Below are 7,966 nucleotides of genomic sequence, written 5' to 3' on the forward strand. Positions count from 1 at the left end.
CCGTGCGGTTCGACCTTCGGCAGCTCGCCTACTTCCTGGCGGTCGCCGAGGAACTGAACTTCACCCGGGCGGCCCGGCGCCTCAACGTGGCCCAGCAGTCGTTGAGCAGCGCGATCGCACGGCTCGAATCGCATGTCGGGTTCGACCTGTTCGAGCGGGCCCCCCGGGCGGTGGCGCTGACCGAGCGCGGATCGGCCTGGCTGCCCTACGCCCGTGACCTTGTGGCCGTCGCGCAGCGGTGCGTGGACGCCGCGCACGAACTCAACGCCGGCTCCGGCCCCAGCCTGCGGATCGGGCTGGCCGCCACCGCGGCCGTCGACATCACGCCCAGGCTGCTGCACGCCCACGCCGAGCGGCATCCCGGCGTCCGCGTCACGACGAAGCACTACGGCCTCGAGGATCCGACCGGTGGCCTGCGCACCCACCACAGCGACATCGCGATCGTGCGCCCTCCGTTCACCAGCACGGGTCTGGACCTGGTCGTGGTGGCCTCCGAACCGCGGTTCGTCGCCCTCCACACCGGCCATCCCCTGGCAACCAGGCGGCACATCGAGTTCGTGGAGATCGCAGACCTGCCCTGGATCGACATCGTCGGTTCCGATCCCATCTGGTGCGCGTTCTGGCGGGTGAACGAGCGACGCGGCAGACCGGCGCGGCTCGGCGCACAGGGCCATACCCTCGACGATCTGCTCGAGGCGGCCCGCTCCGGCCAGGCGGTCGGTCTGGTACCCGCCTCGATCGCCCGCGCGCAGCGCTGGCCCGGCCTGACGTTCGTCGAGGTCACGGACATCCCGGCGGCCGACGTCGCCATCGCCTGGAACGCGAACGTCCCGCTGCCCAGCCCAGCCCGTGACTTCCTCGACCTCGCCACGACCCTCACCGCCGCCCAGCCGGAACGCTGAGTCCGCCCGGTGGCTATGCGGCTGTTCGTGTCGCCGGCGCGCGCCGGTCGAGGTGGGCGACCAGCAGATTCGGGTCGACGCGGGTGAAGAAGGCGCTGTTGGAGACGTAGACGGTGTCGCCGCGCAGCTGGACATGGGTGGGGTTGGACAGGCCGTCGGCGGCGGTCAGCACCACCCGTGGCTGCTGGCCCGGGCGGATCAGGACGATCTCGTTCGTCGCGATCAGCGGGGCGAGAATCGTGTCGTCCGGCCCGAAGACGGTGAAGTTGTCCACCCCACCGGTCAGCCCACTGACCATCGTCCGGATCGGTCCGGCCGCACCGCCGGCACCGATCGGAATCCGCATGATCGTGCCCCGATCGGTGTTGCTGACCCACACCTGGCCTCGATGGACGGTGATTCCGTTGGCGCCGAACAACGCGTCGCGGGTCAGCTCGGGGCCGCTGGCCCAGACCCTGGGCGTGCCGCCGGTCGTGGGTACCTTCCAGACCACGCCGAGGGCGGAGTCCGCGGCGTAGAGATCGCCGGTTCGCTCGTCCAGGGCGAGGCCGTTGGGAAACGCCTGCACGGGCAGGCGGGCGATCTGTTCCGGCGCGCCGCCGCGCCGAATCCGCCACACTCCGGAGTCGGCGTTGCCCGTGCAGTTGAGGACGTAGACCGTGCCGTCGGGCCCGCGGGCGATACCGGAACTGTAGGAGCCCCCGAGGATCGGGCAGGCACCGCTTCTGGGTAGCTGGCCGACCGGCTCCACCCGTCCGTCGCGGCGCACCCGCACGACCGCACTCGCGTTGGCCAGCGAGATCAGTGCCGATCCGGTCGGCTCCAGCGCGATGCCCTCGGGCGACTGCCCCGTGTTGACGTCGAAACGCGCGACGATGCGCGGGTTGGACACCACCCACGTCGCGGCGCTGGTCGGGCTGGTCGGGGTGGCCGCGGTGGCCGTGGTTGTGCCACAAGCGAGCAGGGAGGCACTCAGCGTGACCAAGGCGCCGAGTGTGCGGAGCCGTCTTCTCATCGGGGTCTTCGTCTCCAGGATCCGGGGAGGTGCGTCCGCCCGCGGCACTGTCGGCCGGGATGATGGACCGCACCTCGCGGGCCGAACTATCTCGGCTGTCAAAGTGTCTTGTGAAAACATATATCTCGGATAGGCGAGATACAAGGGGGTTGGGGACATGCCGGACGATCCGCCGCGCGGCGCGGTCCAGGTGCGGATCTTCGACTCGGTGGTGCGCATGATCGCGGGGGCGATCCTGCACAGTCACGAGGTCGCCGAGAAGGTCGGTCTCGGCCCGAGCGACGCCCAGTTCCTCACCCTGCTGCAGGTGCACGGGCCTCTGACACCCGGCCGGCTGGCGGAACTGAGCGGCCTGACGTCCGGCACCGTCACCGGTGTGGTCGATCGGCTGGAACGAGCCGGCTACGCCCGGCGGGACCGCTCGTCCGACGACCGTCGCAGGGTCGTGGTGTCCCGGGTCGAGGAGAAGGTGCGCCACGACATGGGTCCGCTGTACGAGGGGTACGGCCAGGCCCTGCACGAGCTGCTCGGGCGCTATGACGACGAGCAGCTCGCCGTCATAGCCGACTTCACCGCCCGGCTCGCCCACCCCTGACCGCGCGGCTAGCGCAGGCGGGACAGGTCGGCGTTCACGGCCTCGAGGTCGAACCATCGCGGGTCGAAATCGGTCGCCTCCGCCAGGCCGATCTCCGTCAGCCGCTCGTAGGACTCCTCGGAGTCGGGGTCGGCGTCCTCGCCCTCGAGGATCCGCAGGAACTCCTCGTAGACGTCCCAGCTCTGACAGCCTTCCGGCGGCGCCGCCCGCTGTCCGTCGAGGCATCGCGGATCACTCGCGCCGGTCGTGCGACCGCTGATCTTCGCCAGCTCGATGTCGAGCTCCCACTCGTTCTCGAGCAGGTACACACCGACGATCTGGCTGCCGACCCCGGTCAGGACCTGGCCCAGGGAGACGGTCCGGGTATCGGGCCAGTCGGGCGCGGGGCCGGGGAAGTCCGGGTCCGGACCATCGGGGTCGGGCGCGGTGAACGTGCCGAACGGCGTCTCGAACTCGTGCAGCTCGGACTCCTGCCAGCCGAACGCCGCCTGGATGACGGCGTGCAGCCTCGCCAGGGAGAGGTCCGCGGGGACCTCCAACCGGCGCCAGATCGGCTGCCGTGCCCCGCGCATGTTCACCGTGATCTGGTAGAGCGGCGCCGGGCCTTCCTGCCGCGCCCATCTCGCGGGCAGCGGCCCGGGGTGGCGCGTGGGGGATCGGCGCGCCACGATACGGATCAGTTCGTCGCAGGCCGCCGTGTGCGGCCTGGGTGGCTGGTGCCGAAGGGTCGGTAGCGCCTGGAGCCGACCGGTGAGCAGCAGCGCCGTGGCGTGGTATCCGGGCACGTCCTGACCGTGCGGATCGCTGCTGGGTCGAAAGCCGAGCAGCAGGTCCGCGGCCTCGTGCGCCGCCCGGATGGCCAGCGCTTCGCTGACCTCCCAGCGGAACTCGGCCGCGTCCAGCTCCTTCCCACCGAGACCGGCCGCGTCCCTCGTGGCACCGGCCTGGACCTGGGCGATCGCCCGGTCGAGGCCGAGGTCGGTGCGCAGGGTGACGATGCCGGCGGCCTCACCGCATCTCAGGGGGTTGAGCCTGACGGCGAGGATGTGCCGGCGGCCGGCCCGCACGAACTCACCGCAGAGGACGGCGGTCTTCCCGGCGGCGAGCCCGGTCGTCCTGCGAAGCAGCCGAAAGCCGGTGGCGGTGATCGGTTCGGCCAGTTCGTCGGCCCAGGACGGTGCGGGAACCCCCGCGGCGGCGAGGACCGTGGCACTTGTGCGGGCCGCCTCGCCCGTCGACTCCGGTGTCGCCGCGCCGATCGCCAGCAGGATCGCGAGCGCCTCGGTGTTGGCGGCAGCGGTGACGCGGGGTAGCACCTCGTCGACGAACAGCCTCGTGGGCTGCCCGTCGGGTCGTCGGTAGCGTGCCGCGATCACGGAGCCGGCGGCCTCCGCGTCCAGGGGATCGGTGCGTTCACGCAGCCATGCGCCCGTGCTGAGCAGCCCACTCACGATGGGCCCCGCCCCGGGTACGTCGTCGTTGGCGCACCGTGGGCAGAGGCAGAGCGGATGGGTGCCGGGCGAGTGGGGCCGCGATCCGAACCCGCGGGGGGTGGACCGCCGACCCGGATTTCCGTGGTTTCCCTTGCGGCGCCTGCGGCCGCGGCTTGTCGGACTCATGCGCAGATCGTCGACCGGCCCCGAACGCCGCATTCGGGTGCCCCGCCTGTCTTTTCACCCTCTGGACGTCGTCGTGGGGGTTCCGTCGCTTCCGTGGCCCACGGTCGAACATCCGCGCCGAGGTTGCGATGACATCAGGCCTGCTCTTTGCTGCCCAGCATGAATTCCTCCGTGGCGACTCGGCTTCGATCCGGCAGCCGCCGGCGATCGAGGAGGTTGGGCCCGCGCGGGCGCCGACACCGCGCCCAAGGCCTTGGCTTTCGGCTACAGCCGGATGGCGAGGTCGAGGCCGTCGTCGATGGGGACGGGCAGGCCGAGATAACCGTTCGCGGGGTCGTGGACGTACTCGAGATAGCCGTGGGTCTCCTGCGCGAACAGCGTCACGTCGTCGGCGACGACCAGGGCGCCGGGTGCGAGGTGGGGCTCGAGCACGCGCAGCAGCGGCAGGTAGAGCTGGTTCCAGCCGTCCAGCAGCAGCAGGTCGATCGGCCCGGGCAGATCCCGCAGGGTCTCGAGGGCGTCGCCGACCCGTAGGTCGACGAGGTCCGCCAGGCCCGCCTCGGCCAGGTTCGCGCGAGCCGCCGCCGCCTTCGTCGCCGCCAGCTCGGTCGTGATGACCCGGCCGCCGCCGTTGTCACGGACCGCCGCGGCCAGGTGGATCGTGGAGATCCCGAAGGACGTGCCGAACTCGACCACGAGCGCGGCGCCCCGCGCCCGGGTGAGCAGGTAGAGCAGCCGTCCGACCTCCGGGGCGACGGGCATGTAGATCTCTGCGGCGGCCTCGGCCACCGTCGCGGCCAGGGACACGTCGATCTCACCGCTGAACCGGTCGCGCAGCGCCAGCAGGGAGGGACCTTCCTGGGCTGCCGCCGTGAACAGGCGGTCAAGCACGGTGCGGGTGGCGTCATCCAGCAGTGTCGCGGGCATGGTGAAGGCACCTTTCGGGAGCGGTGGTGTCACAGCGAGATGCTGGTCAAAGCCTAGGCAGCGGACGATCTGTCTTCAAATGCAGGTGAAGCACTGAAAAGATGCGCGGCATGCATAGTTCTGATGCGCCGGCGTCCCCGTCCTCCCCGGCGGCAGGTGGGGCACGGCCGCTGTCCGGCATCGACCTCAACCTGCTCGTCGCCCTCGACGCGCTGCTCACCGAGCGCAGTGTCAGCGGTGCCGCCCGCCGCCTGCACCTGACCGAACCGGCGACCAGCCGTGCCCTCGGCCGGATCCGTCGCACCACCGGCGACCAGATCCTCGTCCGCTCCGGCCACACCATGGTCGCGACCCCGCGCGCCCTGGAGATCCAGGCGGAGGTCGCCGACCTGGTCCGCCGCGCCCACGGTGTGTTCGCACCGGTCGGCATGCCCGACCCCGCCGACCTCGACCGGACGTTCACCATCCTCAGCAGCGACATGCTCATCGCCGCCATCGGCCCCGACCTGCTCGGCCGGCTCGCCACCGCGGCCCCCGCCGTGCGGGTGCGCTTCCTGCCCGAACCGACCCCGGTCGCCGATCCGCTGCGCGACGGCACGGCCGACCTCGAGATCGGCGAGATCGACTCCACCGCGCCGGAGATCCGAGCCGAGACGCTCGGCACCGATGACGCCGTCCTCATCGTCCGCGCTGGCCATCCGTTCACCGCGGGTCCGGTCTCGCTGGACCAGGTCGCGGCGGCCCGGCACGTCGTCGCCTCCCGGCGCGGCCGCTTCCGCGGCCCCCTCGACGACGCCCTCGCGGCCCGGGGCCTGCGCCGTACGGTCGCCGTCGCCGTGCCGTCCCACACGGTCGCCCTGACGGTCATCGCCCAGAGCGACCTGGTCGGCATCGCCCCCCGTCGCCTCGGCCGGCCCGCCCTCGCCGCCGCGGGCCTCGCCGTCCTCGACCTCGATCTCGACCTGGCTCTGCCGCCGCTGCCCATCAGCCTCGCCTGGCATCCGCGCAACGATGCCGACGCTCCTCATCGCTGGCTGCGCGCCCACGTCCGCGACGCCCTCACCGCCGCACTGACCGGGCCGGGGCCGGGCGGCCCGTCGGGCACTGACCGCTGATTATCATCAGCCGGGTGGCCAGCCTCTTTGTTCTGGATCTTACGTATACCGCCGACCTGACCGAGGTCGACCGTCATATGGACGGTCATCGGGAGTTCCTGCGGCGCAACTATGATGCCGGAGTTTTCCTGGCGTCCGGACGGAAGGAGCCGCGCACGGGCGGAATCATCCTCGCGACAGGTGACCGTGCCGCGATCGAGGAGATCATCGAGAGCGACCCGTTCAAATACCACGGCGTCACCGCGTACTCCATTACCGAGTTTCTGCCCACCACGACCGGCCCCCAGCTCGAGGCGTTCCGACACCAGCTCTGACCAGACTGACGGCGATCATTGCCGTTTTTCGACAGCGCTGGGCTGGTCCCGGCGGTGAATCCGAGCACCGTGTTGAGCATCAGCGGGGTGCGTACCGCCGGTTCGATCGCCGGATGCGCAGACGAGCATCAGTTCAAGCCGCCGGTCCGGGATCGCGTCGACGTCGATGTCCTCGAGGTAGGCCCGTGAGTCCCGGTCGGCGTCCAGGGGCACGGTCCGCTGCGCCCGGGCGGATTTCCACTCGTCCCGCATCCGGTTGCGGGCGACGGTCAGCAGCCACGCGCTGGGATTACCCGGCACTCCCTGCGACGGCCATGTGCGCAGGGCCCGCTCGAAGGCGTCGGCCAACACGTCCTGCGCCGCGGCGAGATCGCCGGTGGAGGCGGCCAGCCGGCCGTAGCTGTCCCGGGCCGCGATGGCCGCGGCGCGGGCCGCCAGTCCCGGTTCACTCTCACTCTCACCGGCACCGGCACCGGCGGGTCGCCGGACGTCAGCGCGACCATCCGCCCTGGACGAAGGCGGTCGCGGTCGGGCGCACCTCGACCACATCCCACTGCGCCCCAGGGCACTTCTCGGCCCAGCCGATCGCCGCGTCCAGATCGGGTACCTCGAGCAGGAAGATCCCGGCCAGGGCCTCCTTCGTCTCGGCGAACGGTCCGTCCTGCACCCGCAGGCCGCCCTCCCGACGGGTCGCGGTCGTCGTCGCGGCGGACGGCTGGAGCACATCGGCCGACAGCAGCACCCCGGCGGACTCCAGGGCACGGCCGTAGGCGCCGAAGGCCTCCTTCGCCTCCTCGATCGTCTCCTCGCTGATCTCCCCTTCGCCGGGCTCTCCGTAGTGCATCAGCAGCGCGTAACGCATCGTTGGCCTCCTCCGCCGGGGTCGCGCCGGTCGCGACACCCACATCGAGTTGACGTCCTCCCCTGCCTGAAGGCGGGAGATTCCAACTCCTACACACCCGTCAGAAGAGGAGGTGCGCGGTGTTGGGGTTCGCGGTTCGCGGGCTCCGGCGACCCGGTGCCTCCCCGCGCGGTCACGGCCCGTCCGGCCGCGATGTTCCTAGCCGCGTTCACGTCGGCGTTGGCCGTGTGCCCGCAGGCGACGCACCGGAACACCGCTTGGCTCTCACGGTTCCCGGACGCCACCTGCCCGCAGGTCGAGCAACGCTGACTCGTCAAAGCGGCCGGGATCCTCTCGACCCGGCCGGGGGCTTTCTGTTCCAGGCGTCGGACGAGCAGTCCCCAGCCGTGGGCGAGGATGGCCCGGTTCAGGCCGGCTTTCTGTCGGACCTGTTTCCCAGGTTTCTCGACCGTGCCGCGCGCCGAGCGGGTCATGTTCTTCACCCGCAGATCCTCGACGCGGATCACGTCGAACCGCCGGGCGAGATCGGTCGAGGTCTTCTCGACCCAGTCTTTCCGCCGGTCGGCTTCCCGTGCCTTCAGCCGGGCGATCCGGCCTTGGATCCGCCCGCGACGGTT

10 protein-coding genes are annotated in these 7,966 nt (G+C 71.2%); 4 read left to right on the forward strand and 6 right to left on the reverse strand.

All coding sequences use genetic code 11. The annotated features are described in order from the left end of the window. Positions 1 to 2 precede the first annotated feature (2 nt). On the forward strand, positions 3 to 902 hold the full coding sequence (locus MXD59_RS14805) for a LysR family transcriptional regulator (protein ID WP_248825320.1): 900 nt from the start codon (positions 3 to 5) through the stop codon (positions 900 to 902). Between the two features lie 13 nt (positions 903 to 915). On the opposite strand, the gene MXD59_RS14810 is transcribed toward MXD59_RS14805, so the two are convergent. Further along, entirely contained in the window at positions 916 to 1,917 is a 1,002-nt protein-coding gene (locus MXD59_RS14810; protein ID WP_248825321.1) for a DUF6923 family protein, read from the reverse strand. A gap of 157 nt (positions 1,918 to 2,074) precedes the next feature. On the opposite strand from MXD59_RS14810, the gene MXD59_RS14815 reads away from it, so the two are divergent. After that, positions 2,075 to 2,512: a MarR family winged helix-turn-helix transcriptional regulator gene (locus MXD59_RS14815; RefSeq protein ID WP_248812188.1), complete on the forward strand. Its 438-nt coding sequence runs from the start codon at positions 2,075 to 2,077 to the stop codon at positions 2,510 to 2,512. 8 nt (positions 2,513 to 2,520) lie between these two features. Here MXD59_RS14815 and MXD59_RS14820 read toward each other — a convergent pair whose 3' ends face one another. Next, positions 2,521 to 3,963 (reverse strand): plasmid pRiA4b ORF-3 family protein, encoded by a 1,443-nt coding sequence (locus tag MXD59_RS14820; protein WP_248825322.1) that lies wholly within the window; start codon positions 3,961 to 3,963, stop codon positions 2,521 to 2,523. A 432-nt stretch (positions 3,964 to 4,395) separates the two neighbouring features. Next, complete coding sequence (locus MXD59_RS14825) at positions 4,396 to 5,091, reverse strand: class I SAM-dependent methyltransferase (protein WP_248825323.1); 696 nt, start codon at positions 5,089 to 5,091, stop codon at positions 4,396 to 4,398. Positions 5,092 to 5,168: 77 nt separating this feature from the next. Here MXD59_RS14825 and MXD59_RS14830 point away from each other — a divergent pair, with 77 nt between their 5' ends. Further along, positions 5,169 to 6,173 (forward strand): LysR family transcriptional regulator, encoded by a 1,005-nt coding sequence (locus MXD59_RS14830; RefSeq protein WP_248825324.1) that lies wholly within the window; start codon positions 5,169 to 5,171, stop codon positions 6,171 to 6,173. A 14-nt stretch (positions 6,174 to 6,187) separates the two neighbouring features. Beyond that, a complete protein-coding gene (locus MXD59_RS14835; RefSeq protein ID WP_248812192.1) occupies positions 6,188 to 6,487 on the forward strand; it encodes a YciI family protein in 300 nt (99 codons plus the stop codon). A gap of 15 nt (positions 6,488 to 6,502) precedes the next feature. On the opposite strand, the gene MXD59_RS14840 is transcribed toward MXD59_RS14835, so the two are convergent. From MXD59_RS14840 to MXD59_RS14850, 3 genes are all read right to left on the reverse strand, one after another. Further along, complete coding sequence (locus tag MXD59_RS14840; protein WP_248825325.1) at positions 6,503 to 7,036, reverse strand: sigma factor; 534 nt, start codon at positions 7,034 to 7,036, stop codon at positions 6,503 to 6,505. After that, the gene (locus tag MXD59_RS14845; protein ID WP_248825326.1) at positions 6,978 to 7,349 is read right to left on the reverse strand and encodes a YciI family protein; all 372 of its coding nucleotides are present in this window, start codon (positions 7,347 to 7,349) and stop codon (positions 6,978 to 6,980) included. The genes MXD59_RS14840 and MXD59_RS14845 overlap by 59 nt, the downstream gene beginning before the upstream one ends. Before the next feature lie 89 nt (positions 7,350 to 7,438). Then, positions 7,439 to 7,966 (reverse strand): RNA-guided endonuclease InsQ/TnpB family protein (locus MXD59_RS14850; RefSeq protein WP_248825327.1); only part of this gene is annotated, 528 nt, incomplete at its 5' end.

Origin of the sequence: Frankia umida, from assembly GCF_023242945.1 — a bacterium.
Lineage (GTDB): Bacteria > Actinomycetota > Actinomycetes > Frankiales > Frankiaceae > Frankia > Frankia umida.

Excerpts from the sequence above, each read along its gene's own strand:
- MXD59_RS14810 (WP_248825321.1), bottom strand. The coding sequence starts at position 1,917 with ATGAGAAGACGGCTCCGCACACTCGGCGCCTTGGTCACGCTGAGTGCC.
- MXD59_RS14815 (WP_248812188.1), top strand. The coding sequence starts at position 2,075 with ATGCCGGACGATCCGCCGCGCGGCGCGGTCCAGGTGCGGATCTTCGAC.
- MXD59_RS14830 (WP_248825324.1), top strand. The coding sequence starts at position 5,169 with ATGCATAGTTCTGATGCGCCGGCGTCCCCGTCCTCCCCGGCGGCAGGT.
- MXD59_RS14840 (WP_248825325.1), bottom strand. The coding sequence starts at position 7,036 with ATGTGGTCGAGGTGCGCCCGACCGCGACCGCCTTCGTCCAGGGCGGAT.
- MXD59_RS14845 (WP_248825326.1), bottom strand. The coding sequence starts at position 7,349 with ATGCGTTACGCGCTGCTGATGCACTACGGAGAGCCCGGCGAAGGGGAG.